The organism is Allofournierella sp. CML151, from assembly GCF_027853465.1.
In the GTDB taxonomy this organism is placed as follows: domain Bacteria; phylum Bacillota; class Clostridia; order Oscillospirales; family Ruminococcaceae; genus Allofournierella.
In genome coordinates, this window is record NZ_JAPNNW010000004.1 from 156,179 (window position 1) to 181,481 (window position 25,303).

A 25,303-nucleotide genomic window follows, 5' to 3' on the forward strand; every position below is an offset into this window, starting at 1 on the left:
TTTTCGCTGTTGCTTCTGCAGCGTGCTGCCGCTGTTTACAGGAATGCACCGTTGCAGACCTGGATCACCTGGCCCTTGACGTGACGTCCCATTTTGCTGGCCAGGAACAGGCAGGCATAGGCCTGGTCTATGGGGTCACACTCCGGGCCGGGGAAATACACAAAATGCCCGCTGTGCTCCAGCATCTTTGCACCGCCGGGCTGCTCCCCGGCCTTGTTGGCGATGTGGGCCGGTGTCACTGTGGCGCCGGGAGCCACCGCATTGCAGCGGATGTTGGTGTCGATGAGCCGCATAGCCACATTCTTGGTCAGTGTGTTCAGCGCGCCCTTGGTGGAGGTATAGGTAGCTCCACAGAAGGGCCGCTCGCCGTTCACGGAGGAGATATTGATGATGACACCATCGTTTTTAGGCATAAAGATTTTCAGAGCCTCGCGGATATAGCGCATGGGACCGCCCAGGTTCGTGTTCATCACCAGCAGCATCCAGTCATCATCGGTCTCGTCAATCATCTTCTGTTCACCGATTCCCGCGTTGTTGATGAGGATATCCACATCCCCAAACTCGCGCAGAGCGGTCTCAAACACCCGCTGTGTATCCTCGGTGGAGCAGACATCCGCCACTACACCCACTGCGCGGCCGCCTTTGGCGCGAATGCCCTGCACCACCTCATCCAGCTTTTCCTGCCCTCTGGCCGTAAGCACTACGGCAGCGCCTTCCTCGGCAAACAACTCTGCCATGGTCTGACCCATGCCATAACTGGCGCCGGTAATGATGGCTACCTTTCCTTTCAACATTTCCTTTTCCAATACAACAACCTCCTTTGTTGGTCCTGATCTCTGGCTTCATTATAAAGCGGCAGAAATGCTATATCAAATACTTATATTTGATGCATTTTCATAATTGAAAATTATAGAATTTTCAATTATACTGGAACCAGGAGGTGGTGAACATGGAGCTTCGCGTGCTGCAATATTTTTTGGCGGTAGCCCGGGAACAGAATATTTCCTCGGCTGCAGAATCGCTGCATCTTTCTCAGCCTACCCTTTCCACCCAATTAAAGGCGCTGGAAAACGAGCTGGGCAAGCAGCTGCTGATTCGGGGAACCAAGGGCTCCCGCAAGGTGCTGCTGACTGAGGAGGGCATGCTTTTGCGCAAACGGGCGGAGGAAATTCTGGAGCTGGTTCGAATGACGGAAAGCGAGATTTCCCTGTCCAACGAGGTGGTTGCCGGGGACGTATACATCGGCACCGGTGAATCAGACCTGATCCGCATCTTCGCAAGAGCCGCCAAACACATTCAAGAAAAACATCCGGATATCCACTACCACATTCTCAGCGGAAATGCCTCTTTCGTACAGGAACATCTGGACCGGGGGCTGATCGATTTCGGCGTTGTTTACAGCCCTGTGGATACCAGTATCTACAACACCATCAAGATCCCCGTTCACGATACCTGGGGCGTTTTGATGCGCCGGGATTCCCCACTGGCACAAAAGAATGCTGTGCAACCTCAGGACCTGCTGGATAAGCCGCTGATTCTTTCCGCCCAGAAAGCCGACGCCTGGCCCATGTCCAACTGGTTCGGGCATGATATCACAAAGCTGAACGTAGTGGCTACCTACAATCTGGTATTTAATGCCTCTCTGCTGGTGGAGGAAGGGCTTGGCTATGCGGTTTGCTTCGACAAGCTGATCAATGTGAGCGGAGACAGCAATCTATGTTTCCGCCCCCTTTCTCCCATGATTGAAGCAAAAGCCTCCATCATCTGGAAACGCTATCAGGTTCTGTCCAAGGCTGCCGAATGCTTTTTGAATGAACTGAAGCAGGAGATGGGCCTGTCCACCGAAATATAAGAAAAACGCCTGTGTCCGGCAGAAAGCTGCCGCAACACAGGCATTTTTGTTTGTTCTGTAAGTGCTCAACCGAAATAGGAGGCAATCTCCTGCATGCGGGCCATCTGATCCACCTGGAAGGGGCACCGGCTGTTGCAATGCCCGCACTGAACACAGTCCCCCGCACCCCGTTCCAGGCCGTGGTAATGCTCCACGGCCATGGAATCTCCATTTCGGGCCAGATCGTAATACTTGTTTACCAGCCCCACATCAATTCCCACCGGGCAGGGCTTGCAGTGGTTGCAGTAAACGCATTTGCCCACCGCATCCGCCGGGCTGAAAGAGCCGATCACAGAGTAGTCCCGCTCCGGCTCCGAGGCGCAGAAAAAGCCCAGCAGATGCTCGGCCTGCTCCACGCTGCTCATACCCGGCAGCACCGTAATGACCCCGGGCCGGTCCAGTGCGTACTGCATGCACTGGTACTGGGTCAGCGCCTGACCAAAGGGCGAGAGCGAAGCGTCCAGCAGCTGACCGCCGGAGAAGGGCTTCATCACTGCGATGCCGATGCCTTCCGCCTCACAGCGCCGGTAGATAGCCGTGCGCTCCTCCACCGAGCCTTTGGCATACTCGCCCTTCTGGTAATCATAGCCCGGATTGACCGAGAACATCAGCATATCCACCAGCGCCTCGTCCAGCACCCGCTGAATGGTAGACGGGGTATGGGAGGAAAGGCCAATGTGCCGTACCACACCCTGCTGTTTCAATTGCAGCAGGTAGGCATAGGCCCCATTGTCCTGGTATTCCTGCCAGTCGGACAGCTCGTCGATACAATGGATGAAGCCATAGTCGATGTAGTCCGTATGCAGTCGGGTCAGCTGCCAGTCGATGCTGCGCTTGATGGCTTCCTCATCGGTGGTCCATCCATAGGTGCCGGTGTGATAATCGGCACCAAAATGCACCTGATACATCACGTTTTTGCGCACGTCGGCAAGGGCCGCGCCAAAGTATGGGAAGGTTTTCCCCTCCGCCGTTGCCAGATCGAAATAATTCACGCCACCCTCATAGGCCCGGCGGATTGTGGCGACTGCATCCGCCTCATTCGCCTGGGCAATATAGGAGGTACCGAACCCCAGCGTGCTGATTCGATCACCCGTTCGTTTGTTGATTCTGTATTCCATTCGCTGCCCTCTCCTTCGTCGCTGCAGGCGGCCACACTTCGGCCACCCCGTCCGGCTCTGCCTGATGGCTCAGGCGAGGCTGTTGTACTGGTCGTCGTTCACCGGCTCCAGCCATTCGTTAGAAGCTCCCGGTGCGGGGATCTCAATGGCAATGTGGGTGAACCATTCATCCGCCGCGGCGCCGTGCCAGTGCTTGACCTCCGGTGCAATATAGACCACATCGCCCGGATGCAGCTTGCGGGCAGGCTGCTCCCATTCCTGATACCAGCCCTCGCCATCGGTACAGAGCAGGATCTGCCCTCCCTTGTGATGAATGTGCCAGTTGTTGCGGCAGCGAGGCTCGAAGGTCACGTTGCACACGTTCACGCCCTCGGCATTCAGCGGATTCAGATAGCTGTTGCCGATGAAATACTGCGCATAGGCAGTGTTGGGCTGGCCGAGGCCGAACAGAGAATCCGAGGGATCAGCCTTCTCCTCAGCATAGATTTCCCGCACCATGGGGAAAACCGCCCAGGCGTTGGGCCAACCCACGTAAAAGGCGATGTGGGTAATGATCTCCACCATTTCGGTTTTGGTCACGCCATGATTTTTTGCATTCTGGATATGATATTTCAGGGAATTGTCGGTGATGCCCTTGGATACCAGTGCCACCACGGTGATCATAGAACGATCCCGCAGCGACAGCTTATCCTCCCGGGACCATACCTCGCCGAACAGCACATCGTCGTTGAGCTGGGCAAATTTGGGCGCAAGGTCGCCCAGTCCGTTTCTTCCTGCCGTTTGTTTGATCATTGATCACTTGCCTCCTGTTCCTGCTTGTGTTTTTCGAATCTCGTGGCGCAGATAATCCAGACGCTGGAGCTGCCGCTCCTTGAAGTGGATCTCGTCCAGGGCCGCGGCCCGCTTTTTTTCCAGCATACGAAGGCGCTCGGCTCCGGTGGCCTCGCCCTCCAGCAGCAGCCGCATGTAAGTCTCCACTTCCTCTGTGCAAAAGCCGATATCGTGCAGGGTCATGATAACACTCAGACGTTCCAGATCGGAATCGTCGTACTGCCAGGCACCCATCACCTTTTTGACCGCTCCGCACAATCCCCAACTCTCGTATTCCCGCAGAATATTCATGGGAATCTGATATCGCTCGCTTGCCTCCTGAATGGTCATACGCCGCCCTCCAAAAAACAAAATGTAGATGCCCTGGCCGGACATCTACATTGTAAATCGCTTTCAGATCACTGTCTAATACTTATTTTGAAGTTTCAGAAATAGCAAAAAGGCATTTTTTAATATGGTCCAGCAGTGCAGCCACCGCAGGCGGAAAGGTCTCGGTCTTTTTCCAGGCCAGAACCGTACTGGATTCCAGCGCCGGTGACAGGGGCAGAAAGCGCAGTCCCTCATAGCTGCAGCGGAGCCGGATGGTCAGAAACGCTCCCATCCCCTCTCGGGCCAGAAGGGTCATGTTGTAGGGCAGGTTGCCGGTGGCCGCCACCTGCATCTGCTGGGCATAGGGGCCCATCCAATGCTCCAGCTCTTTTTGAATCATCTCACGGCGGGTAAAGATCAGGGGCACCTGCGCAAGATCCCCTGCAGTGACACACTCCTTTTGCGCCAATGGAGAATCCTCCGGCACATGTACGCCCCATTGCTCCTTCACCGGCAGGCGAATGAAGTCGTATTTGCTGATGTCCACCGGTTCCAGCAGCAGGGCCAGATCCAGCATGCCGTCTTCGATCCGCTCCTTGGTGTTGTCGGCGTTGCCACTGTACAGCTGATAAGTCACCTGAGGATGAAGCGCCTGGAAAGAGGCCAGCCACCCGGCCAGAAGATGCATGCCCTCCAGATCGCCGCTGCCGATGGAGATTACGCCTCGCAGCTCCGGCTCCCGGCGGAATTCCTGCACAGTTTTGTCCGCCAGATCCACCAGCTCCTGTGCCCGGCGGCGCAGCAGCATGCCATCGTTGGTCAGAATAATCCGGTGGCGGCTGCGCTGGAACAGCTTAACCCCCAGCTCCTCCTCCAGCTGCATCAGCTGACGGGAAAGGGTGGGCTGCGTCAAATGAAGCAGCGCCGCCGCTTTTGTAATGTTTTCCTCCCGAGCCACGGCCAGGAAGTATTTGAGCACTCGAAGATCCATGATTTTGCCCCCTCCTCTTTTCAACATCCTATCACGGAACCGCCGGGCAGACAAGGGCAGCTTCCTTTGCCGCAGGGTTTTACATTTTGTGCAAAGCAGGTTACAATAGGTCCATAAAACAGCGAAAACGCAAAATTTCCCCGGAAAGGATTATTGTGCTATGACCAGAATACTTTTTGTGTGCTTAGGCAACATCTGCCGCAGCCCCATGGCCGAATATGTGATGCGGGACCTGGTGCGCCAGGCCGGGCTGGAGGACCAAATTCAAGTGGCCTCCGCCGCCACCAGCCGGGAGGAACTGGGCAACCCGGTGTATCCCCCCGCCCGCCGCAAGCTGGCGGAGCACGGCATTGCCTGCGAGGGCCATGCCGCCCGTCAGATGACTGCCGCAGACTATGACCGGTTCGACCTGCTGATCGGTATGGATCAGAACAACCTGCGGAATATGAACCGCATCTGCGGCGGTGATCCGCAGCATAAGCTGCGCATGCTGATGGATTACACCGACCGCCCGGGCGAGGTGGCAGACCCTTGGTACACCGGCGATTTTGAGCGCACCTGGCAGGATGTGCTGGCCGGCTGCCAGGGCTTGCTGGCGCAGCTGGAGAGCAGGGACTGAATTGCCCCGCTTGACAGCACTTTCCTCCGGTGTTATAGTAAATAGCGAAATTTGAATAGTTTTGGAATTCTGGGGGGACTCTTCGGAGTTGAGAAGGTAAAACCTGACCCCACGAACCTGATCTGGTTCATACCAGCGTAGGGAAGCAATTCTGAAGCCCCGGTTCTGCCCGCCTGTTTCAGTGCGAGCACCGAGACCTTGCAGTAAAAGGGATGCTTTTCCAGGTGAAAGGCATCCCTTTTTCTTTTATATTTCTTGCAAAGGAAGGAATCATTGCTATGGAAAACAACACCTGCTGCGGATGCAGCCGGCCGGACCTGCCCTGGGCGGGCCGCGGCACCAATCTGGATATCTCCGGCTGCCGTTTCTCGCTCTACCCCATGGACTCGAACTTTGTGCCCATCATTTTGGGTGCACTGGAAAAGACCGACACCTCGGCGGTGTGGAGCCAGTCGGACGCACTTTCTACCGTTTACCGTGGACGCCTGCCCTACGTGGTGGACGCGGTGGAGGGCCTGTTCGTAAACGCATGGCAGCCCACCGTTCATATGGCACTGGAGGGCCAGTTCTCCAAGGGCTGCCCCGGTGACACCGACGGCGACAGCCTGCTCACCCGGGAAGGCCCCGGCCCCAATGCCCAGACCATCGCCGGCGCCCACTTCCCGGTGCTGTGCAAACTGGCACTGTATCCCATGGGCGTGAGCGACTACATCGACCGCATTGCCGAGGTCTGGCACATGGCAGAAGATGCCGGTCTGAATCCCACCAGCGTTCATTATGCCACCCGCATCAACGGCGATGTACAGGCAGTGTTTGACTATCTGCATGCGGTCTGCCGCCACATGGAGCAAACGGTTCCCCATTACATTCTGCATTTCACCCTCTCGGTGAACAGCCCCACGGCGGAATGATTCCTCACTATTCAAAAACAGCAATTAAGGAGTTAGAACAACCAATGAAACAGAAAGAATCAAGCTATTCCTGGAAACTGCAGGACATTATTTTTGTGGCCATGCTGTGCGTGGTGTTCGGCGTGGTATATCTGGCAGGCGTTTACCTGATCTCGCCTCTGACCGCCATCTTTGCTCCTCTGGGCGTTTCGCTGCTGGGCACCGAGATGATTTTCGGTATCTGGTTTATGGCTGCCACCCTGGCCGCCTACATTCTGCAGAAGCCCGGCGCAGCCATCATCGCCGAGGTGCTTGCTTCCCTGATCGAGGTGCTGCTGGGCAACATGTACGGCCCCATGGTAATCGTGGCAGGCATTGTGCAGGGCGCGGGCGCTGAGCTGGTGTTTGCCGCCTGGCGCTACAAGCGGTTCGACCGCACCACCATGTATCTTGCCTCTGTGGGCTGCACCATCACCGGCTTTTTGTGGAGTTTCGTGCGCTCCAACTACCTGGCCATTGCACCCCAGCTGCTGGTGGTATATTTTGTGGTACGCCTGATCAGCTCCTTTATCTTCTCCGGCGTGCTGTGCAAGCTGATGGGCGACAGTCTGGCCCGCACCGGTCTGCTGAAGAGCTATGCCCTGGGCCGGGCCATGCGGGATGAGTAAGCCGGTGCTCAGCTGCCGGGACCTGACCTTCCGCTATCAGAAGGAGGATGTGTTCCGGCAGCTCTCCTTTGCCATTCAGCCCGGGGAGGCTGTGCTTCTGATGGGGCCTTCCGGCTGCGGCAAAAGCAGTCTGGCCTACTGCCTGGCCGGGCTTTACCCTGCCTACGCGGGAACTCTGAGCGGCGAAATTCTTCTTGAGGGTAAGCCTCTGGAGGATTACCCGCTGGCCCAGCGAGCCCGGGGTGTGTCCATCCTGTTCCAGAACCCCGACGATCAGTTCTGCATGGACCGGGTGGATCACGAAATCCTGTTTGCGCTGGAAAACATCAACTATCCGGGCGATCTGCGTGCCCGCACCCGGGAGCTGCTGGCACTGGTGGGTCTGGAGGATGTGGAGCATCATCTGATTCACACCCTGTCCGGCGGAATGAAACAGAAGCTGGCGCTAGCCACCGCCCTTGCCACCGAGGCAAAGCTGCTCATTCTGGACGAGCCCTTTGCCAATCTGGACCCCGGCTCCTGCGCTGATCTCTCGATGAAGCTGGCCCAGCTGAACCGGCAAGGGCTCTCCCTCTTTGTTGTGGACCACCGGCCGGATTACTGGCTGCCGTTTTTAAGCCGCATTCTGCTGATGGACAAAACCGGCAACCTTTTGCCGGAAAGCGTTTTTCCAGAGGAGCTGCAGGCCCACCGGGAGCTGTTCCGGGAACGCGGCCTGTTTGTGGACGACAGCTGGCTGGAGGGTCAGTCTCCCGCACCTCTGCCCCAGCCGGAGGAATCCATGGTGCAGGCAAAAGACCTGCGGCTGCTGCAGGGCAAAACCACGGTGGCCGAGCATCTGAGTTTTGACTTTCCCCGAGGCGGAATCACCGCGCTGGTGGGGCGAAACGGCAGCGGCAAAACCACCCTGCTCACCTGCCTTGCCGGGGCCGGACGCTGCAAGGGCAGCCTGAAAGTAAACGGCGCTGCGGGGCTGGTGTTCCAGAATCCCCGGTTCCAGTTTTTGAGCCTGACCGTGGAGGATGAGGTTTTGACCACCCTGCGGGCACTGGAGCCCAAAGCAGAGGAGCAAGCCCTGCGCCAGAAGGCCCGGGCACTGCTGGAGGAATTTGACCTGCTGGCCTGGCGCAAGCACTCCCCCTATGAACTGAGTCAGGGGCAGCAGCGGCGGCTGGCTTTGCTGGCCATGCTGGCGGGCAACCGGCCGCTTCTTTTGCTGGACGAGCCCACCTATGCACAGGACGAGCGAGCCACTCAATTCATCATGGAGCTGCTGCGCCGCCGCATTGATCAGGGTCTCACCGCCGTGATTGCCACCCACGATCTGGCGCTGGCCCGCTGCTTTGCCAACCGGATCTATTTGCTGGAGGACGGCCGCATGCAGCTGCTCAGCCCGGAACAGCTGGACCAATATGCCGAGGAAAGGAGCCATGCCTCATGCGCGCTTTGAATCCCGCCTACAAGCTGCTCACCCTGATCATTGCTTCGCTGATGCTCTCGGTCACCTACAACACCCGACTGGATCTGGTGGTGGCAGGCTGCTGCCTGGTGGTAACTCTGTGCACCCCGCGGGTGGACCGGAAATTTCTGTTCATCTCGCTCACACCGTTCCTCATCGCTGCCTTCGGCATGTTCATGACCGGCCTGCTGTTCCCCAGTCAGGCGGCTGCACAGGGGGTGGAGACCGCTGTATTCGGCCAGCGGGTCATTTACGCCAGCTCGCTGAAAAGTGCCTGCCAGCTGGCCGCCCGGGTGCTGGCCTTCGGCGGCCTGGGCATGCTGTTCGCGTTTACCACCGAACCAATGGAGCTGATCATGAGCCTGATGCAGCAGTTCCATCTGCCCCCGAAATTTGCCTATGGCATTCTGGCTGCCTATCATTTCTTCCCGGTGGTGCGCAGCGAGTTCGGCACCGTGGGCGTGGCACTGCGGGTTCGCGGTGTAAAGGCAACGCCCTTTTCGCCAAAACGAATCCTCCCCATGCTGGTTCACGCACTGGAACGTTCCCAAAGTCTTGCCATGGCTATGGAGTCCCGAGGGTTCCAGAACGATGCGCCCCGGGCTGTGGCCTTTCGGGTACGGTTCGGCTGGGCGGATATCGCCTTTCTGATCGGTTTGCCCGCTGCACTTCTGGTCGGGCTCTGGCTTTTATAACCACAGGAGCAATGCAATGAATCATACAAAACAAGAGGAGCTGGCCCAGCTGCAGGCCCGCTACCCAAACTTTTCCCCTTTTGTGCTGCTGAAGCTGAGCATGATCCGCTACGGGGCAGTGCTCACCCCCGCCGCGCTGGAGAAAATTCAAGGTTCCATCTACGCCTTTTCCAGCGACAATGCCTTTGATATCCGTTTTTCCGGCCGCAAGGCCTGCACTGCCGTGCCCGGACCGATTCTGCTGCGGGACGGCACCTTCGTTTACATCAACTACGGCGACCCTTATGAGGACCCCTATCAGATTGACTGGGAGGGCGGGCTGTTTTTGCTGAAGGAGGGCAACACGCTGATCGATGTGATCGACTTTGTGCCCCGGCCCGAATTTTACGGCAAAATCACCAGCCTCGGCACTCCCATGGCTGCAGTGGCAGACGTACGCGGCCAGAAGCTGATTCTGAACGCCTTCCAGCGCTGCCGCTTCTGGGAGGGCGGCCACCAATGTGGCTTCTGTGCCTTTTTCACCGGCGGACAGAGCCGGGGTGAGGTAAACTGCCAGGATGTACGGGAAACCATTCAGGAGGCGCTCAAGGAGCCGGGTCGTTTTTCCGAGATCAGCCTGTCTGGTGGATCGGATTTTTCCGGCGAACCGCCCTTTTCCTGTGAGGTGGACCGGTACATCCGGGTTCTGCAGGCCATCGGGGAAAACTTCACCGGCCGCTTCCCCTGCCAGCTGATGGCACCCGCCTACCCCAAACAGCAGTTGGAACGCATCTGGCGCGAGACCGGCATCACCTCCTATGCGCCCAACATCGAGGTCTGGGGCAAGGCTCTGTTTCAGGAGCTCTGCCCCGGCAAAGAGCAATGGGTCGGCTATGAGGAATGGATTCGCCGCACGCTGGATGCGGTGGAGGTATTTGGCCGCGGCAAGGTGTGCACTCAGGTGGTGGCCGGTGTGGAGCTGGCCGCAAAGAACGGCTTTTCCGATGTGGAGGCCGCACTGGAATCCAATTTTGAAGCCTGTGAGTTTTTCGCCAGCCACGGAGTGAACTTTTTGTGCACCATCTGGCGTCCGCACCGGGCCACCCGGCTGGGCTACCGGCCCATGCCGCCGCTGGAATACTACGTGCGGCTGGCCGAAGGGCTGCACAGCATCCGTAAAGCGCATGGGCTTTACAACACAAACGACGACTATAAGCACTGTGGGAACCACCCGGACAGTGAACTGGAAAGGGGTGACTGAGGATGGAACTGCCTATTTTTGTCCCGATGCCGCCTGAAACAGCTGCTCTTCTGCCCGTTTGGAATAAAGCCGTGGTGCAGGCGCAGGATCTGGAGGGTTCGCTGCCATTTTCCTGTCCTGTGGTGACCAGCCTGAATGGCTCCACACTCTTACTGGGCCTTACCCAGGAGCGGACCGCCGCCGGACGCGCACTGGTACGGGCACTCTGGTTCGATCAGCCGGTGAGTTTGTGGCTGCCCGATGAATCAGACTGGGTTCAGCTGACTGCCCGGGCCTGGAAGTGCCACATCACCGGTCCGGTATTCCGGGAGCTTCTGGAGCAGGCACGCCACCGGGACCCAGCCGCTGACCTTGCCGTCGTATGGGAGCTGCTGCCCACAGCGCAAAGGCCCTGTTCCCAGCCGCCTCAGCCGGTGGACTGCCCCCTTTTGCGAGAGGGAGAAATTCATCTGGAACTGCTGCAGCCTGCGGGAGTTGATGAACAGTAATACAAAAAGACAGGCGCTCTGCCCGGTGCATCTGCCCGGGTGGAGCGCCTGTTTTTTGACTGAGGCAGCCGTTTGCCTCCGGCTTTTTGCAGGGGACAGAAATCGGCTACTTTTTGTTTCGTTTCCGACTGCGGAAAAAGGCGCAAATCCCTGCGCCGCTCACGCCGCTTCCATGCGATATCGCAGCGGTGTTTTCCGTCTCTTTTTTTACCGCCTTAATGGTGATGCTGCAAAGAGCAATTTCCTGCCCGCCTTCCGCAGCAACGGTGACCGTAGTGCTTCCCTCTTTCAAGGGTTTCACGATTGCTTTCGTTCCATCCACCGGGTCCTGGGTGATCTGTACAACACCATCGGGAGTGCTGCTCCATGTTATCTTTTTGTTTGCAGCAGGTGAGTCCAGAGAAGCTTGAATCTCGGCAGCACCGCTTTGTTCCAGACGCAGGCTGTTCTGCTTGACTACACACGCAAACAGGGACTTGGGTGGAGGCAGGTTTTTCTGCCAGCCACCGCTCCCGCAGAGTGGCAGGATCGGGAAACCCTGTGGAACGCTGTGGAGGAAACCGAAACCGCAAAGGACAGTCGCCTCGCCCGTGAATTTGTGGCGGCACTGCCCATAGAGTTGAGCCGGGAGGAACAAATCCAGCTCCTGCAAGATTTTATCAAGGAACAGTTTGTTGCAGACGGAATGTGCGCCGATGCTGCCATCCATGACCCGTATCCTCCCGGACACAATCCCCATGCTCATATCCTGCTGACGGTGCGCCCGCTGGATGAAAAGGGAAAATGGCAGTACAAGCCCGAGAAAGAATATCTCTGTGTCAAAGACGGCGAGGAACGGGGCTTTACTGCCGCTGAGTTCAAGCAGGCACAGGCCGATGGATGGGAGAAACAGTACCAGTATAAGGTAGACAAAAAGAAGGTGTATATGCCCCCTTCCGCAGCGCAGGCGCAGGGCTATGAACGGGTGTCCAAGTACCCCAAAAGCACCAAATATGGCAGGCAGAATCCCATCACGGAACGATGGAATAGTGCTGAACAGCTTGTCCTGTGGCGGGCTGCATGGGCAAATGTGGCAAACCGCCATCTGGAGCGCACCGGACATGAGGAACGCATCGACCACCGCAGCCATGCCTAGCGTGGGCTGCTGGAGCAGCCTACGCTCCATGAGGGTGTGGTTGCCAGAGCCATGGAGAAAAAAGGTATTATCTCTGACCGATGTGAACTGAACCGGCAGATCAAGGCGGACAATGCCCTGCTTCGGGAGCTGAGAGGACAGGTTAAAAAGCTGGCGCAAACAGTCAAAAATACCCTCCCGGCGCTTGCCGAGGCCATGGAAAATCTGCGAAAAAATTTGCTTCTGTTCTGCTATCAGCTGGGGTATCTCCGCAAGGGCAAGGAACGCCTGAACACTTCGCTGAATACGCTGCGCCCTGCCCTCACACAGTACAATCAGCTGGCAAAGGACATCCGAGATAAGACGAAGGAGCGCCGCAGCCTGCTTACCGAGAAAAAGGCGCTCTCTGCTGTCCATGTATTCCGACACCGGGAGCTGGCCGCAAAAATTGCGGCACTGACAGAGGATTTGGAAGAATTGCGTTCTGAGAAAAATCTGCTTCTGGCGTCGCTGGCATATACCGAGGAAGATGCCGCCGATAAGTTTCCTAAAGACATTGCAGCCATGGAGCAGAGTCTGAAACGGTTGGAAGAACAGGAGCAGAAATATTCTGCCGAGCTGGACGCTGCCCTGAACGAGTATGCCGGGCTTCGGGAGCAGGCCCAGGGCTTCGACCCGGTGCAGCTCTACAAAACAAAACAGGCCATCCGCCCCGGCAAGGAGCAGGAAGCGGAGAACCGGGCACAGCAGGTTTACGGCGAAAAGTACAGCCCGCTTTTGATGTTTGACAGCAAAAAGGCGGTTTCCCGTATGCTGCATGAGGATATGGAGCGGCAGGCAGTACGGAGAATGATGCGACAGGCGCATAAGGAGCAGCAGACTTTTCAAAAGAAAAAGAGTGAACAGGAACGGTAACCCACCGTTCCTGTTCACTACAAACCTTAACGGGATTTCCCCATAACATTTGATTTGTCTTGATAATTATTTACATCCCATCATTCAATAAAACCAAAGTATATCGCAGCAGCTGCGGCAAGAGCGATTCGATACCAGCCAAAAATTCTGAAATTATGTTTTTTGATGAACGACATAAGGAAACGAATAGATATTATCGATACCAAAAACGCAACCAACATTCCGGTAAGTAGTACAGCACACTCAATAGCTGTAAAATATCAACGAAAAGGCCGCAAGAATATTGCCGCTATGGAGCAAATCTTGAAGCGGATAAAAAGAATGAAGTGACTGCGATCACTCACACTTGACATTATATAGATATTGTGATAATATTATAAATTGGAATAAGTGGTGGAGTCTGTCATAGAGAGCTTTTTGCATCTCTATTTATTCCAAAATGTTTTTAATCAAAAATTAGTTGCTGATATTTGATTAAGCACAGAAGGCAGAACTTCTCACAGAAGGGTCTGCCTTCTTTTTTTGCCAATGATTTGAGGAGGGAAATTGTGGATTTTTCTTTTAGTGCATTTCTTGAAGGGGTCTCATCAAGTCCGATCTTATGCATCACAGTATTATTTACATTGGGCGTGATTTTTGTAAACGGTTGGACCGATGCGCCCAACGCTATCGCAACATGCATCACGACTCGATGTATGCGTGTGCGCAGCGCCATTTTGATGAGTGCGGTATTTAATTTTCTTGGCGTCTTAATTATGACTCAGATCAACAGCTCGGTAGCCTCCACCATAAGCAACATGGTTGACTTTGGCGGTGATACGCACAGCGCTCTCGTTGCCTTGTGTGCCGCCCTGCTTTCCATTGTGGTGTATAGCGTAGGTGCTTCCCGTTTAGGAATTCCCACCAGCGAGAGTCACAGTCTGATTGCCGGCTTGACCGGAGCGGCTCTGGCCATTCAAAACGGAACTGACGGGATCAATATGGATGAGTGGTCCAAGGTGCTCTACGGTTTGGTACTGAGCCTTGTGCTGGGTTTTGCTATCGGCTGGATCATGTGCAAACTGGTTACGCTGATATGCAGTTCTAAGGATCGCCGAACGACCAATCGTTTTTTTGGAGCAGCGCAAATTTTCGGTGCTGCAGCTATGAGTTTTATGCACGGTGCACAGGATGGTCAAAAGTTTATCGGCGTTTTGTTTTTAGGGATCGCTTTTTCAAATGGCCAGAGTAGTGTTACTGGAATGACCATCCCGGTCTGGCTAATGCTGCTGTGCAGTATCATCATGGCTCTTGGGACAAGCGTAGGCGGAGAGAAAATCATCAAATCTGTGGGTATGGACATGGTAAAACTGGAAAAATATCAGGGATTCTCTGCCGATCTTGCCGCAGCGTTCTGCCTGTTGCTCTCCAGTCTGTTTGGCATTCCGGTTTCAACCACCCATACAAAAACCAGCGCGATCATGGGCGTTGGTGCTGTAAAAAGGCTTTCCGCCATCAATCTTGGTGTTGTGAAGGATATGGTGCTTACGTGGATTTTCACTTTTCCGGGGTGTGGATTGATCAGTTTCGTGGTAGCGAAAATCTTTATTGACGTTTTTTAAGCATAAATGCATTTGCGTTAATATAATAACCAGTATGAGGTGGAAACAATGTCGAAAAAACAAGATTCTTTTTATTTTCAGAATTTTATGGACTGTGCAGATTGCTCACGACGAGCCGCGTATTTTTTAAGAGACACCCTGGAGCACTTTGATGCGACAGCTTTAAAAGAAAAGCTGGACGAAATGCATAAGATTGAGCATGCTGGCGACAGCAAAAGACATGAATTGATAAACACCTTGGTGAAAGCGTTTATTACGCCCATTGATCGGGAGGACTTGGTGCAGATTAGCCAGAACATGGATGATCTTACCGACAAAATTGAAGATGTTCTGATTCGAATCTATTACAATCATATTTCTGACATACGTGAAGACGCTTTCCAAATGGTAGATGTACTTATCCGCTGCTGTGAGGAAATCTGCTTATTGATGGAAGAATTTCCACATTTCAAACATTCCAAGAAACTCCACGAATGTATTGTTCGAATTAACAGTCTGGAGGAAGAATCGGACGAACTGTTCATCTCCTGTATGTACCGTCTGCACGGAACAAACATCGATCCGTTGTATATTCTCGTATGGCGGGAAATTTATCTCTATCTGGAAAAATGTGCAGATACCTGTGAACATATTGCAGATATTGTGGAAAGCGTTGTTATGAAAAACAGATGAGGAGAAAAATATGCTTGCGAAGATAAAAAAACAACCTCCAGGGCGATTAATTGCCATAGGGTTTGCCCTGGTGATATTGATTGGGGCACTTTTACTTATGCTGCCAGTATCGGTGCGAAATGATGCGAAGGTACATTTCGTCGACGCCCTTTTTACCTCGACCAGTGCAGTTTGCGTGACAGGTTTGATTTCCATTGACGTTGCGGATCACTTCACCTTCTTTGGTCAGGTAGTCGTTGCTGCCCTGATCCAGATCGGCGGATTGGGCGTTACATCCATTGGTGTAGGACTGATTTTGGCTGCGAGAAAAAATATCGGAATCAAAGGACGGATCCTGGTCAAAGAGGCCCTGAATATAGATGGGATCAAGGGCATTGTCCGGCTTGTTAAAGCGGTTTTACTCATGACCTTCTGCTTTGAACTGGCAGGTGTTATTTTGAGCTTCATCGTATTTGTGCAGGATTACCCCGTCCTGAAAGCGCTTTGGATCAGCATTTTCCACTCCATCGCCGCCTTCAACAACTCCGGCTTTGACATTCTGGGCGGCTTGAGAAATTTAATCCCATATCAAAGCAATGTTCTGCTGAACTTGACTACATGTGGCCTGATCATTTTCGGCGGACTGGGTTTTCTTGTAATTTTAGACATATTGAAAAAACGGTCCTTCCGGAAATTGACTCTTCATTCCAAAGTGGTCTTGTCAACAACGCTTGCTCTGCTTTTGGGCGGTACGCTGCTTTTAAAGGCAACCGAGAATGTGACATGGATGGGTGCGTTTTTTCAGAGCGTATCTGCACGTACGGCAGGATTTTCTACCTATCCCATTGGCGAGTTTACCAATGCAGGCTTATTCACCTTGATCGTACTGATGTTTATTGGCGCCTCGCCTGGCTCTACGGGCGGTGGTATCAAGACAAGTACATTTTTTGTTTTGGTGCAGCATGTACGGAGCTTGTTTACCAAACGTCATATCGGCGCATTTCGTCGCAGTATCCCATTTGAAGTGTTCTCTAAGGCGTGCACCGTTACGCTGCTTTCCATGCTGTTGGTATGCGGCGGAACGTTTTTGCTCTGTGTGCTGGAGCCGGAATACAGTTTTGTGCAGCTTATGTTCGAAGAAGTATCCGCGTTTGGTACAGTGGGTCTTTCTACTGGAATCACGCCGGATCTCGGTGTGGCAAGCAAACTGGTGTTAATTTTCACGATGTTTGCCGGACGCGTCGGTGCGTTTACCTTGCTGACGCTCTGGATAGATCGTCCTTTGCCCAATATCCGTTATACGGAAGAATCTATCACAATTGGATAACACAAGGAGAAGTGTAAAATGAAAAAGAAAAATAATGCAAATTCCTACGGAATTATAGGGTTGGGGCGTTTTGGTATGGCGCTGGTGGAGTGCCTTGCATCAGCGGGAAAAGAAGTCATCGCTATCGATAAGGACGAGACGCGGGTACGAGAGGCCAGGCGCTTTACGGAAATGGCTTTGGTTGTTGATAATCTGGAACAAATGACCCTTGAAGAGGCCGGGATTCAGAACTGTGAAGTTGTTGCGATATGTATTGGAGAACAAATTGATGTCAGCATTCTTGCAACCATGACAGTATTGAAAATGGGCGTCGGACATGTCATAGCAAAGGCAACAAGCTTTATTCATGGCGAAGCGCTCAAACAACTGGGAGCATCGGTCGTATACCCTGAGAGAGATATGGCGATACGGCTTGGCAAAGGACTGCTGTATAATAGTTTTCTGGATTCTATCGCATTGAGCGGCAATGCTGAGGTGCGCCGTATCCAGGTGTCTCAAAAACTGATTGGCACGACCATTCAGGATATGAACATCCGCCGCCGTTATGGAGTAAACATTATCGCCGTTGAACATGACGGCCATACAGATGTGAATTTTGCGGCGGAATATTGCTTCCGTGAAGGTGATGTGATCAATGTCGTTGGACAGATTAAAAATTTGGAACATTTTGAGGAGGATATCCAATGAACCACGGCGAATAACGCGGCATTGGAAAAACTACTTTTCCATCGCTGTGAAAGGGTGTATTGTCGGCGGAACGATGTTGGTTCCGGGTGTCAGCGGCGGTTCAATGGCCATGATTCTTGGCATCTATAGTTCTCTTATTTCCGCCGTCAGCTCATTTCGTCAGAAAAAAAGCAGGAACTTTTGCTTCCTGCTTGTGTTTTGTATTGGGGCAATGGTCGGAATGGCGTTGCTTTCAAATCCGATCTCTTATTTAATAACTACATATCCGAAACCGACGATGTATTTCTTTATAGGAGCAGTGATTGGGGGAATTCCCATGATAATCCGCGAATCAAAAATTCATGCGTTCTCATGGAGAGTCCCTGCGTATATTTCTCTTGGCGTACTGATTGTTGTCGGCATATCAGTATTTCCGTTCCGTTCGGAAAATATTGGACAATTAACTGGATTATCAGGATTTTTGAGTTTGTTCGCCGCAGGAGCAATTGCCGCAATCGCACTGCTTCTTCCCGGTGTCAGCGCATCTTATTTTCTGCTGTTGTTAGGGTTGTATGACGAAACAATAACGGCCATTCAAACATTTCAACTGTCTTTTCTGATTCCCATGTTGTTAGGAGGTATCGTTGGTATTATTTTAACAGCCAAGTTATTAGAAAAAGCAATGATGCGCTACCCGCGATTTACATATTTGGTCATCCTTGGCTTCATCCTTGGATCCGTCGCCAGTATTTTCCCTGGAATCCCCGCTTGGAGGGAGTTAATAGTATGTATCGCAGCCGGCTTAGGCGGCTTTTTCATAATCTATTTGCTTTCACATAATGGTGTTATCACAAAAGAGGAAAAATAAAAAGAACTTGACAAATCTCTTTTCAGCAGCAGAAATTAATAGATGCTCTATCGTTATGTCCCATGAGCCATCTACACCGTAAGGATTCGCATCGCATTTTCCGGGGATGTATGGAAAAAGGACAATCCCCATGTCGACCGAACCGGTATAAATGCTATTTTCCCGCACAAAGCATACAAATAAAGGCTCTACTCCCGTTTTAGTGGATAGGAGTATTTAGAAAGGGTTAGGGACAGCGAGTTGGAGTTTACCAGCAACGAGGTAAATCATCGAGGCAAAGCCCTCATAGGTATTAAAGCCACGGGCTTTCCGTTTGGCTGCCTGTATCATGGAGTTAATACCCTCACAGACAGCGTTGGTAATGCGGTGGTAGAAGTAGGCCAGTATCTTCTCCTTGTGGTTGCGTAGTGTGGTGGCAGCGTCTTTCATTGGCTGCAACCGGCAACGGCGCATCCAGGAATAGAGAGAGTCAAAGGCGTTCCTTGCTTCCTCCACCGTATAGCAAGCGTAGAAGTCATCCAGGGCAGCAACAATGCTGTATGCCTTCCAGTAATATATACAGATAATTATCTCTTTCAAAAAAGGCGGAGGGTGCCCCCTCCGCCTTTTTGCTTATTTATGAATATGCTTTTTAATGGTCTTTACAATTTCTACTTGTAGAATTGACATAAGGGACATCCCAATGACGATTAGCCACTGTGTGCCATCCAACAAGGTCAACCGGAACGCATTTTGCAGCGCAGGAACAAGCAGAATGCACGCCATCAGAAGAGCAGATACCACGAAGGAAACGATCAACCAAGGATTGATCCCTTCTGCCCGCACCCAGATAGGCTCCGTATTGGAGCGCTGATTAAAAGCGCGAAGCATCTGCGAGAAGGCCAGTACACAGAACGCCATTGTCTGACCGGTCACATGCCCGCCCATGCTTGCGCCGATCCAGTAAGCGCAGGTGGTCATGGCCGCCACAAAGATGCCTTGTATAATAACACGGCGTACCAGATCTTTTTCAAACAGAGTGCCCGATTTTACTGGCTTATGCTTCATAATGTTCTTGCTGGCCGGATCAACACCCAGTGCAAGGGCAGGCAAGGTAGCCGTGGCAAGGTTTACCATATTTAGCCTCGGATGTTCCTATCCGTTTTAGCACCTTGAAAAAGCGTTTCCCTTCTGCTCATATTGAGCGCACTATTGGCACATCCCAAGAGAATCGTGATTACATTAAAAAAGAAGGAAAGTGGGAAAATGATCCAAAGAAAGACACTTCTATTCCTGATACCTTTTTTGAGTGGGGTGAGATGCCAAAAGAAAGGCAGGGGGAACGAAGTGACTTGGCGCTGCTTTACGACTATGTGAAAGACGGTCTTTCCAACTATGAGATTCTGGAACGCTGTCCCATGTTTATGACCCGGCTAACCGATATAGACCGTGCTCGTGCAACTATTCACAGAGAACAATATAAGAATACCTTCCGTCATCTCCAAATTACTTATATATCAGGAGCCACTGGCACAGGAAAAACACGAACCGTCATGGAGGAAAACGGATATGAAGCTGTATACCGGGTGACAGACTATGAACACCCATTTGATTCCTATGCAGGTCAAGAAGTTCTTGTACTAGATGAGTTCCGAAGCCAGCTAAAAATCTCTGAGCTGCTAAATCTCTTAGATGGCTATCCATTTGATCTACGGTGCCGCTATGCAAACAAGGTGGCCTGTTTCACTACTGTTTATATTATAAGCAATATTCCTCTGTACGAGCAATACCCTAATGTTCAAGCAAGCGACAAAGAAACCTGGAACGCATTATTACGCAGAATCCACACAATTAAGGACTATCATAAAGATGGTAGCATACATGAGTATACGATGGAAGAATACCTGAATAGCTTTGTAGCCCTTGATCCTGTTCGTTATCCCCATCCGTTCGCGACCCTTCATAATAGAGAACCTCGTCTCAGTTCATCTGAACGAACTGATTTAGTCCAGGCATTTTAAGGAGTGTATTATATATGTTTGAAAGCTATCCGGAGATTTTGACCACCAAAGATTTGCAGCAGATTTTCCCGAAGAACAAGGGGGCTATTTATGACCTGCTTAAAACCGGGCAGATTCCAAGCTTCAAAATCGGGCGAGAATACATGATCCCAAAAGCCGATTTATTGGACTTCATTAACCGTCAGATGAAAAAGTAATAGCATGTTCATTATTGGGGTGTTATACTTTATTTGTACCTGTTTCTTTTGCAAGCAGACTTGCCGCAGTGATTGGAAAGGATGCTGTATATGACAGGCAGATTGCAGAAGAAAAATGATTATTATTATGTGGTACTTCAACTGAGAGACACAGACGGAAACCGCAAACAAAAATGGATTGCCACGGGATTGCCGGTAAAAGGAAACAAGGCAAGGGCCACCGAAGAGATGCGAAAGATTCTAAACGAGTATGAGAGGGCCAATCTTTTATTTAGCCCAAACGAACCGTTTGTAGATGTTTTGGAGCGGTGGCTGGAGCACGCCAAACTTCATTTGGAGATTAACACCTATTCCAACTATGAAATTATTTTCCGTGCCCACCTTCAACCCTATTTCCTGGAACACCCCGTAGAGCTGAGAAAGATTCAGACCGCCCATATTCAGGCATATTGTAATTATAAGCTGCAAACCCTCAGCCCTGTTACCGTCAAAAAGCATCTGAGCAATATCTCATGCGCTTTAGAAGAGGCCCGAAAGAATCACATTATACCCTATAACCCCGCCCATGATGTGATCCTTCGGGGGAGCAAGAAGTTTATCCCGAACTTCTACGATGAACAGCAGATTGCCCAGCTCTTTCAGGCAGCACGGAAAAGCAAAATTGAAACTGAGATTATTTTAGCCTGTACCTATGGACTGAGAAGAAGCGAGGTTGCCGGGCTTACATGGTCACAGGTCGATTTTGAAAAGGAAACCATACTCATTTCCAAAACTGCCGTTATCAGCAAAGGCGGCACCGTCTACAAAGAGCGCACCAAAACAAAGAAAAGCTGCCGTGTGCTTCCTATGAGTTCAGAGATTAAGCAATACTTGCAGAACCTCTATAATAGGCAGCAACAGCAGCAGCAAAGTTTAGGCGCTCATTATCACCCATCCGACTTTGTATGCCGACAGGCAGATGGAAGAGTTTTCTCCGTTGAAGCAATCAGCAGCAATTTCAAAAAACTTTTGGCAGACAACGATCTTCCCCCGATTCGGTTTCACGATCTCAGGCACTCAGCAGCCACCAAACTTCTGGCAGATGGTTATAATATGAAGTGCGTCTCTGAGTTTCTGGGGCACTGTGATATTCACACAACCATGAACATCTACGCACATGTGAGCAATCAAACCAAAAAAGAAATGGCTGGCAGCATGGGGGGATTATTAAACAGTCTGAATGATCCACCGCCTCAAACACCGGTAGAAGCTCCGGTAGAAAAGATTATCTACTTCCCAGCTTCCCGCGCAATATAAGGAATCAGGGTAGAAGATGGTAGAAAAGCGGTAGAAAAAACCTTCACATCAGGGGAATTCCATAATAGGAATATATAGCAAAACCCCTGTAAACCGTTGAGTTTACAGGGGTTTCAACTGGTGCGGATGAAGGGACTTGAACCCCCACGGTATCGCTACCACTAGAACCTGAATCTAGCGCGTCTGCCAATTCCGCCACATCCGCATATTTTTTTCGCTTTGGCTGTTCACCTCAGCGACATGTTTTATTATAGCACGGATTCAGAGAATGTCAACACCTGTTTTCGAATTTTTTGAAAATATTTTTCCAAATGGTTTTGCAGCCTTTGGAATTGACATTCCCTTTTCGTATGCGTATAATATATAAAATGTTAGGACAAAGGCGTCCATCCCAAGGCGGTAGTATCCGCTTTCACGGGATGGGCGCTTTTTCTTTTTTGTTATAACAGACACAATCTTCAAGGGGGATATTGGGAGTATGGCAAGCAAGCATATTTTTGTGACCGGCGGTGTGGTTTCCGGCCTGGGCAAGGGCATCAGCGCGGCCAGTCTGGGCCGGCTGCTCAAGCAGCGTGGTTTGAAGGTGGCAGCCCAGAAGCTGGACCCTTATGTAAATGTGGACCCGGGTACCATGAGCCCTTACCAGCACGGTGAGGTATTCGTGACCGAGGACGGTGTGGAAACCGACCTGGACCTGGGCCACTACGAGCGCTTCATCGACGAGGATCTGAACAAGCTCTCCAACCTGACCAGCGGCCGGGTCTACTGGAATGTACTGCACAAGGAGCGGGCTGGTGAATATCTGGGCCACACGGTGCAGATCATTCCTCACGTAACCAACGAGATCAAGGAATTTGTTTACGGCCTGGGCGAATACACCAAGGCAGATGTGGTCATCACCGAGATCGGCGGTACCATCGGCGACATCGAGAGCCAGCCGTTTCTGGAAGCCATCCGGCAGATCAGCCGGGAGGTCGGCCGGGAAAACTGCCTGTTTTTGCATGTGGTGCTGGTTCCCTACCTGAAATGCTCCGGCGAGCATAAGACCAAACCCGCCCAGCATTCGGTACATGAGCTGCAGAGTATGGGCATTATGCCGGACGTGATCATCGCCCGCTGTGACGAACCCCTGGAGGACGGTATCCTGCAGAAGATCGCTGCATTCTGCAACGTGGAGCAGGACTGTGTAATCGAAAACCGTACCCTTCCCAGCCTGTACGATGTGCCCCTGATGCTGCACGGTGCACGGCTGGATGAGCTGGTCTGCCGTCGCTTCGGCTTTACCGCGCCGGAGCCGGATCTGACCGAGTGGCGGCAGATGTGCACCCGCATCAACGAGCTGAACCGCTCGGTGACCATTGCCATGGTGGGCAAGTATGTGGAGCTGCATGATGCTTACCTCTCGGTTGTGGAGGCGCTACGCCACGGCGGTTACGAGAACAGCGCGGCTGTGAGCATTCGCTGGGTGGATGCGGAGCAGCTGAGTGAAGCCAATCTGAACGAGCAGCTGGCCGGTGTGGACGGCATTCTGGTGCCCGGCGGCTTTGGTCAGCGCGGCATTGAGGGCATGATTCTGGCTGCTCGCTATGCACGGGAGCATTCTCTGCCCTACCTGGGCATCTGCCTGGGCATGCAGATCGCGGTGATCGAAGCGGCCCGGAATATGGCTGGTCTGCCCCGGGCCAACAGCCGGGAATTCACCCCGGAAAATGACCAGTGCGTAATCGACCTGATGCCGGATCAGACCGGCGAGCTGCCCAAGGGCGGCACCATGCGTCTGGGCGCATACCCCTGCGCTTTGGCAGAGGGTAGCCGGATGCGTGACATTTACAGCGGGGCTGAGCTGATTCACGAGCGCCATCGCCATCGTTACGAGGTGAGCAACGCCTTCCGTTCGATGCTGGAGGAAGCAGGCGTGCGCTTCACCGGCACCTCTCCGGATGGCCGCCTGGTGGAGGCCATGGAGCTTCCGGAGCATCCCTTCTTTGTTGCGGTGCAGTATCATCCCGAATTCAAGAGCCGCCCCAACCATGCACACCCGCTGTTCCGTGAGCTGATTCGTGCCTGCCTGAAGGGCTGAGCACTTTCTCACCATTTCAACAAAAGCGTGCCTTCCGTCCGCATTGTGCAGATGGAAGGCACGTTTTCCTTTTTATAGCTACCGGGTACATCTCCGCGTTACCGCAGGATCATCGCCAAAACGGCGATTCCCATGATTACAGCGATAAATGCGCTGAAGCCACAGCAGATACGCACACCATACTTTATCGTTTTTTCGCAAAAATCTTTTGCTTTCTCCACATCCGAAAACATGGATGCGATCTTTTCCTCCGTGCCATTTCTGTCTCTCACATCCTGAACATCGATATTCCGGACCAGTTCGTCCAGCGACATTCCAAAATAATCACTCAGCAGAACCAGCCGCTGAAAATCCGGGTAGGATTGGCCTGCTTCCCATTTTGAAACCGTCTGCCGGGATACCTGCAGCTCCATTCCCAGCTGCTCCTGAGACAATCCCTGCCGTTTACGCAGTTCCACAAGTTTTTCATTAAATTTCATGGATGAACCTCCTGTTTTGGGCATAGTCCAAGTATAGGCCGGAAGCCGAAACACCGCAAGCAACCGTTGTTGGCAATCTGTCAACCACACATAACCTACCGATGTTTGACGAAAAACACCCCGTTTGCTGAATCGTATTTTCTGCGATTCCCGCAAACAGGGTGTTTTTGTTTCATTCCATGGCTACATGGGCGCGTACAGGGCTTTGTACTGATTTTCCGGGTTGGGCTCCAGCACCCAAAAGGGGCTGGCCAGCAAAGGTTCCAACTCTTCTCCAAAAGCGGTGCAGAACTGCTCCAGCAAAGGACGGATGGCCTCTTTATCCGCCTGCTGTGCCCGGCGGCAGAGGATTTTTTCAGTCAGATCCCGGGGCGGTATCGTGCTTCTCAGATAAATCCGGCCGCCGTACATGCCCCGGCCGCAGAAGCCGCCCACCACCGGCTGGCCCTCCAGTGCGCCCAGGCCCAGCACCACGATCACGCCGCCTGCCTGGTACTCGCCCAGAAAGCTGCCCGCCGTGCCGCCGATCACGATGCTGGCGCAGGAGTCACCGAACGCCTTCATATGAACGCCTGCCCGGTAACCCACATCGCCCCGGATCATCAGTGTGCCACCACGCATGGCATAGCCCGCGGCGTCGCCTGCGCGGCCCTCCACCCAGATGGTGCCCGCATTCATGGTATCACCCACCGCGTCCTGCGCGTTGCCGTGAACCCGGATGCTGCCGCCATCCAGATAGGCTCCCAGCGCATTGCCCGGTGTCCCCCAGATTTCCAGATCGCGGCCCTGCATGCCGCTGGCGATGTATCGCTGGCCGCAGCAATTGTGAATTTGAACATGGGGATCGGTACAGGAGCGCAGGCAGCGGCCCAGCTCCTCATACTCCATTCCCGTGGCATCTATTTTCATC

At 52.8% G+C, this 25,303-nt stretch carries 30 protein-coding genes, 1 tRNA gene and 1 riboswitch; of the genes, 20 read left to right on the forward strand and 11 right to left on the reverse strand.

The features are described from left to right. Positions 1-35 precede the first annotated feature (35 nt). The gene (locus tag PH256_RS04765; RefSeq protein ID WP_087183955.1) at positions 36-806 is read right to left on the reverse strand and encodes an SDR family NAD(P)-dependent oxidoreductase; all 771 of its coding nucleotides are present in this window, start codon (positions 804-806) and stop codon (positions 36-38) included. A 143-nt stretch (positions 807-949) separates the two neighbouring features. On the opposite strand from PH256_RS04765, the gene PH256_RS04770 reads away from it, so the two are divergent. Then, positions 950-1,852 (forward strand): LysR family transcriptional regulator, encoded by a 903-nt coding sequence (locus PH256_RS04770; protein WP_058962911.1) that lies wholly within the window; start codon positions 950-952, stop codon positions 1,850-1,852. Positions 1,853-1,917: 65 nt separating this feature from the next. Here the strand turns inward: PH256_RS04770 and PH256_RS04775 are convergent, their stop codons facing one another. The 4 genes from PH256_RS04775 to PH256_RS04790 all read right to left on the reverse strand — a co-directional run bounded on the left by PH256_RS04775 (position 1,918) and on the right by PH256_RS04790 (position 5,140). After that, positions 1,918-3,009: an aldo/keto reductase gene (locus tag PH256_RS04775; RefSeq protein ID WP_270913197.1), complete on the reverse strand. Its 1,092-nt coding sequence runs from the start codon at positions 3,007-3,009 to the stop codon at positions 1,918-1,920. Between the two features lie 69 nt (positions 3,010-3,078). Further along, a complete protein-coding gene (locus PH256_RS04780) occupies positions 3,079-3,801 on the reverse strand; it encodes a carboxymuconolactone decarboxylase family protein (RefSeq protein WP_058962909.1) in 723 nt (240 codons plus the stop codon). Positions 3,802-3,804: 3 nt separating this feature from the next. Continuing rightward, positions 3,805-4,170 carry a MerR family transcriptional regulator gene (locus PH256_RS04785; RefSeq protein WP_058963080.1) on the reverse strand — a complete coding sequence of 122 codons (366 nt, stop codon included), beginning with the start codon at positions 4,168-4,170 and terminating at the stop codon, positions 3,805-3,807. A gap of 82 nt (positions 4,171-4,252) precedes the next feature. Further along, positions 4,253-5,140 carry a LysR family transcriptional regulator gene (locus tag PH256_RS04790; RefSeq protein ID WP_270913198.1) on the reverse strand — a complete coding sequence of 296 codons (888 nt, stop codon included), beginning with the start codon at positions 5,138-5,140 and terminating at the stop codon, positions 4,253-4,255. 160 nt (positions 5,141-5,300) lie between these two features. Between PH256_RS04790 and PH256_RS04795 the strand changes: the two genes are divergently transcribed. The 10 genes from PH256_RS04795 (at position 5,301) to PH256_RS15295 (ending at position 13,228) form a co-directional block, all read left to right on the forward strand. After that, positions 5,301-5,759, forward strand: a complete 459-nt coding sequence (locus PH256_RS04795; RefSeq protein WP_087183952.1) for a low molecular weight protein-tyrosine-phosphatase — start codon at positions 5,301-5,303, stop codon at positions 5,757-5,759. A gap of 61 nt (positions 5,760-5,820) precedes the next feature. Next, positions 5,821-5,920: riboswitch (TPP riboswitch) on the forward strand. A gap of 117 nt (positions 5,921-6,037) precedes the next feature. Then, on the forward strand, positions 6,038-6,670 hold the full coding sequence (locus PH256_RS04800; RefSeq protein ID WP_058962906.1) for a YkoF family thiamine/hydroxymethylpyrimidine-binding protein: 633 nt from the start codon (positions 6,038-6,040) through the stop codon (positions 6,668-6,670). A 44-nt stretch (positions 6,671-6,714) separates the two neighbouring features. Continuing rightward, a complete protein-coding gene (locus tag PH256_RS04805; protein WP_058962905.1) occupies positions 6,715-7,317 on the forward strand; it encodes an ECF transporter S component in 603 nt (200 codons plus the stop codon). Then, complete coding sequence (locus tag PH256_RS04810) at positions 7,310-8,767, forward strand: ABC transporter ATP-binding protein (RefSeq protein WP_270913199.1); 1,458 nt, start codon at positions 7,310-7,312, stop codon at positions 8,765-8,767. Before PH256_RS04805 ends, PH256_RS04810 begins: the two co-directional genes overlap by 8 nt. Beyond that, positions 8,755-9,471: an energy-coupling factor transporter transmembrane component T family protein gene (locus tag PH256_RS04815; protein WP_058962903.1), complete on the forward strand. Its 717-nt coding sequence runs from the start codon at positions 8,755-8,757 to the stop codon at positions 9,469-9,471. Before PH256_RS04810 ends, PH256_RS04815 begins: the two co-directional genes overlap by 13 nt. 16 nt (positions 9,472-9,487) lie before the next feature. Beyond that, on the forward strand, positions 9,488-10,711 hold the full coding sequence (locus PH256_RS04820; RefSeq protein WP_270913200.1) for a radical SAM protein: 1,224 nt from the start codon (positions 9,488-9,490) through the stop codon (positions 10,709-10,711). A 26-nt stretch (positions 10,712-10,737) separates the two neighbouring features. Beyond that, a complete protein-coding gene (locus tag PH256_RS04825; protein ID WP_270913201.1) occupies positions 10,738-11,199 on the forward strand; it encodes a hypothetical protein in 462 nt (153 codons plus the stop codon). 86 nt (positions 11,200-11,285) lie between these two features. After that, complete coding sequence (locus PH256_RS04830) at positions 11,286-11,609, forward strand: hypothetical protein (protein ID WP_270913202.1); 324 nt, start codon at positions 11,286-11,288, stop codon at positions 11,607-11,609. 17 nt (positions 11,610-11,626) lie between these two features. After that, complete coding sequence (locus tag PH256_RS15290; protein WP_442866649.1) at positions 11,627-12,334, forward strand: MobA/MobL family protein; 708 nt, start codon at positions 11,627-11,629, stop codon at positions 12,332-12,334. Positions 12,335-12,385: 51 nt separating this feature from the next. Then, the gene (locus PH256_RS15295; RefSeq protein ID WP_442866648.1) at positions 12,386-13,228 is read left to right on the forward strand and encodes a hypothetical protein; all 843 of its coding nucleotides are present in this window, start codon (positions 12,386-12,388) and stop codon (positions 13,226-13,228) included. Between the two features lie 80 nt (positions 13,229-13,308). Here PH256_RS15295 and PH256_RS04840 read toward each other — a convergent pair whose 3' ends face one another. Beyond that, complete coding sequence (locus PH256_RS04840; protein ID WP_255396706.1) at positions 13,309-13,476, reverse strand: undecaprenyl-diphosphate phosphatase; 168 nt, start codon at positions 13,474-13,476, stop codon at positions 13,309-13,311. A 300-nt stretch (positions 13,477-13,776) separates the two neighbouring features. Here PH256_RS04840 and PH256_RS04845 point away from each other — a divergent pair, with 300 nt between their 5' ends. Genes PH256_RS04845 through PH256_RS04865 form a run of 5 tightly spaced genes read left to right on the forward strand, consistent with a single transcriptional unit; the run spans position 13,777 to position 18,341 of the window. Beyond that, positions 13,777-14,829 carry an inorganic phosphate transporter gene (locus PH256_RS04845; RefSeq protein ID WP_270913203.1) on the forward strand — a complete coding sequence of 351 codons (1,053 nt, stop codon included), beginning with the start codon at positions 13,777-13,779 and terminating at the stop codon, positions 14,827-14,829. Between the two features lie 48 nt (positions 14,830-14,877). Further along, entirely contained in the window at positions 14,878-15,501 is a 624-nt protein-coding gene (locus tag PH256_RS04850; RefSeq protein ID WP_058962898.1) for a DUF47 domain-containing protein, read from the forward strand. A gap of 10 nt (positions 15,502-15,511) precedes the next feature. Continuing rightward, complete coding sequence (locus PH256_RS04855; RefSeq protein WP_058962897.1) at positions 15,512-16,807, forward strand: TrkH family potassium uptake protein; 1,296 nt, start codon at positions 15,512-15,514, stop codon at positions 16,805-16,807. A gap of 18 nt (positions 16,808-16,825) precedes the next feature. Then, positions 16,826-17,494, forward strand: coding sequence for a potassium channel family protein (locus PH256_RS04860; protein ID WP_058962896.1), 669 nt, complete (start codon positions 16,826-16,828; stop codon positions 17,492-17,494). Continuing rightward, entirely contained in the window at positions 17,442-18,341 is a 900-nt protein-coding gene (locus tag PH256_RS04865) for a DUF368 domain-containing protein (protein WP_082669480.1), read from the forward strand. The genes PH256_RS04860 and PH256_RS04865 overlap by 53 nt, the downstream gene beginning before the upstream one ends. Positions 18,342-18,557: 216 nt before the next feature. On the opposite strand, the gene PH256_RS04870 is transcribed toward PH256_RS04865, so the two are convergent. Continuing rightward, complete coding sequence (locus PH256_RS04870; RefSeq protein WP_058962894.1) at positions 18,558-18,920, reverse strand: transposase; 363 nt, start codon at positions 18,918-18,920, stop codon at positions 18,558-18,560. Positions 18,921-18,953: 33 nt separating this feature from the next. Continuing rightward, complete coding sequence (locus tag PH256_RS04875; RefSeq protein ID WP_333766278.1) at positions 18,954-19,457, reverse strand: cation-translocating P-type ATPase C-terminal domain-containing protein; 504 nt, start codon at positions 19,455-19,457, stop codon at positions 18,954-18,956. Positions 19,458-19,492: 35 nt separating this feature from the next. Here PH256_RS04875 and PH256_RS04880 point away from each other — a divergent pair, with 35 nt between their 5' ends. The 3 genes from PH256_RS04880 to PH256_RS04890 all read left to right on the forward strand — a co-directional run bounded on the left by PH256_RS04880 (position 19,493) and on the right by PH256_RS04890 (position 21,834). Further along, positions 19,493-20,341: a replication protein gene (locus PH256_RS04880; RefSeq protein WP_270913205.1), complete on the forward strand. Its 849-nt coding sequence runs from the start codon at positions 19,493-19,495 to the stop codon at positions 20,339-20,341. A 14-nt stretch (positions 20,342-20,355) separates the two neighbouring features. After that, positions 20,356-20,538, forward strand: coding sequence for a helix-turn-helix domain-containing protein (locus PH256_RS04885; protein ID WP_058962892.1), 183 nt, complete (start codon positions 20,356-20,358; stop codon positions 20,536-20,538). A 90-nt stretch (positions 20,539-20,628) separates the two neighbouring features. Beyond that, complete coding sequence (locus tag PH256_RS04890) at positions 20,629-21,834, forward strand: tyrosine-type recombinase/integrase (RefSeq protein WP_058962891.1); 1,206 nt, start codon at positions 20,629-20,631, stop codon at positions 21,832-21,834. A 118-nt stretch (positions 21,835-21,952) separates the two neighbouring features. On the opposite strand, the gene PH256_RS04895 is transcribed toward PH256_RS04890, so the two are convergent. Beyond that, positions 21,953-22,039 (reverse strand) — tRNA-Leu (locus tag PH256_RS04895). A gap of 273 nt (positions 22,040-22,312) precedes the next feature. Here PH256_RS04895 and PH256_RS04900 point away from each other — a divergent pair. Further along, complete coding sequence (locus PH256_RS04900; RefSeq protein WP_270913206.1) at positions 22,313-23,914, forward strand: CTP synthase; 1,602 nt, start codon at positions 22,313-22,315, stop codon at positions 23,912-23,914. Between the two features lie 98 nt (positions 23,915-24,012). On the opposite strand, the gene PH256_RS04905 is transcribed toward PH256_RS04900, so the two are convergent. Both PH256_RS04905 and PH256_RS04910 read right to left on the reverse strand, forming a co-directional pair. Next, positions 24,013-24,393 carry a helix-turn-helix domain-containing protein gene (locus PH256_RS04905; RefSeq protein ID WP_270913207.1) on the reverse strand — a complete coding sequence of 127 codons (381 nt, stop codon included), beginning with the start codon at positions 24,391-24,393 and terminating at the stop codon, positions 24,013-24,015. Positions 24,394-24,576: 183 nt separating this feature from the next. Then, on the reverse strand, positions 24,577-25,302 hold the full coding sequence (locus tag PH256_RS04910) for a glutamate synthase (RefSeq protein WP_058966000.1): 726 nt from the start codon (positions 25,300-25,302) through the stop codon (positions 24,577-24,579). Position 25,303 lies beyond the last annotated feature (1 nt).

Coding starts and splice junctions, on each gene's coding strand:
- PH256_RS04785 (WP_058963080.1), bottom strand. CDS start 4,170: ATGACCATTCAGGAGGCAAGCGAGCGATATCAGATTCCCATGAATATT.
- PH256_RS04775 (WP_270913197.1), bottom strand. CDS start 3,009: ATGGAATACAGAATCAACAAACGAACGGGTGATCGAATCAGCACGCTG.
- PH256_RS04790 (WP_270913198.1), bottom strand. CDS start 5,140: ATGGATCTTCGAGTGCTCAAATACTTCCTGGCCGTGGCTCGGGAGGAA.
- PH256_RS04780 (WP_058962909.1), bottom strand. CDS start 3,801: ATGATCAAACAAACGGCAGGAAGAAACGGACTGGGCGACCTTGCGCCC.
- PH256_RS04905 (WP_270913207.1), bottom strand. CDS start 24,393: ATGAAATTTAATGAAAAACTTGTGGAACTGCGTAAACGGCAGGGATTG.
- PH256_RS04805 (WP_058962905.1), top strand. CDS start 6,715: ATGAAACAGAAAGAATCAAGCTATTCCTGGAAACTGCAGGACATTATT.
- PH256_RS15295 (WP_442866648.1), top strand. CDS start 12,386: ATGGAGAAAAAAGGTATTATCTCTGACCGATGTGAACTGAACCGGCAG.
- PH256_RS04820 (WP_270913200.1), top strand. CDS start 9,488: ATGAATCATACAAAACAAGAGGAGCTGGCCCAGCTGCAGGCCCGCTAC.
- PH256_RS04865 (WP_082669480.1), top strand. CDS start 17,442: ATGTCGTTGGACAGATTAAAAATTTGGAACATTTTGAGGAGGATATCC.
- PH256_RS04855 (WP_058962897.1), top strand. CDS start 15,512: ATGCTTGCGAAGATAAAAAAACAACCTCCAGGGCGATTAATTGCCATA.
- PH256_RS04900 (WP_270913206.1), top strand. CDS start 22,313: ATGGCAAGCAAGCATATTTTTGTGACCGGCGGTGTGGTTTCCGGCCTG.
- PH256_RS04910 (WP_058966000.1), bottom strand. CDS start 25,302: ATGAAAATAGATGCCACGGGAATGGAGTATGAGGAGCTGGGCCGCTGC.
- PH256_RS04810 (WP_270913199.1), top strand. CDS start 7,310: ATGAGTAAGCCGGTGCTCAGCTGCCGGGACCTGACCTTCCGCTATCAG.
- PH256_RS04800 (WP_058962906.1), top strand. CDS start 6,038: ATGGAAAACAACACCTGCTGCGGATGCAGCCGGCCGGACCTGCCCTGG.
- PH256_RS04875 (WP_333766278.1), bottom strand. CDS start 19,457: ATGGTAAACCTTGCCACGGCTACCTTGCCTGCCCTTGCACTGGGTGTT.
- PH256_RS04815 (WP_058962903.1), top strand. CDS start 8,755: ATGCGCGCTTTGAATCCCGCCTACAAGCTGCTCACCCTGATCATTGCT.
- PH256_RS04850 (WP_058962898.1), top strand. CDS start 14,878: ATGTCGAAAAAACAAGATTCTTTTTATTTTCAGAATTTTATGGACTGT.
- PH256_RS04890 (WP_058962891.1), top strand. CDS start 20,629: ATGACAGGCAGATTGCAGAAGAAAAATGATTATTATTATGTGGTACTT.
- PH256_RS04825 (WP_270913201.1), top strand. CDS start 10,738: ATGCCGCCTGAAACAGCTGCTCTTCTGCCCGTTTGGAATAAAGCCGTG.
- PH256_RS04885 (WP_058962892.1), top strand. CDS start 20,356: ATGTTTGAAAGCTATCCGGAGATTTTGACCACCAAAGATTTGCAGCAG.
- PH256_RS04770 (WP_058962911.1), top strand. CDS start 950: ATGGAGCTTCGCGTGCTGCAATATTTTTTGGCGGTAGCCCGGGAACAG.
- PH256_RS04795 (WP_087183952.1), top strand. CDS start 5,301: ATGACCAGAATACTTTTTGTGTGCTTAGGCAACATCTGCCGCAGCCCC.
- PH256_RS04860 (WP_058962896.1), top strand. CDS start 16,826: ATGAAAAAGAAAAATAATGCAAATTCCTACGGAATTATAGGGTTGGGG.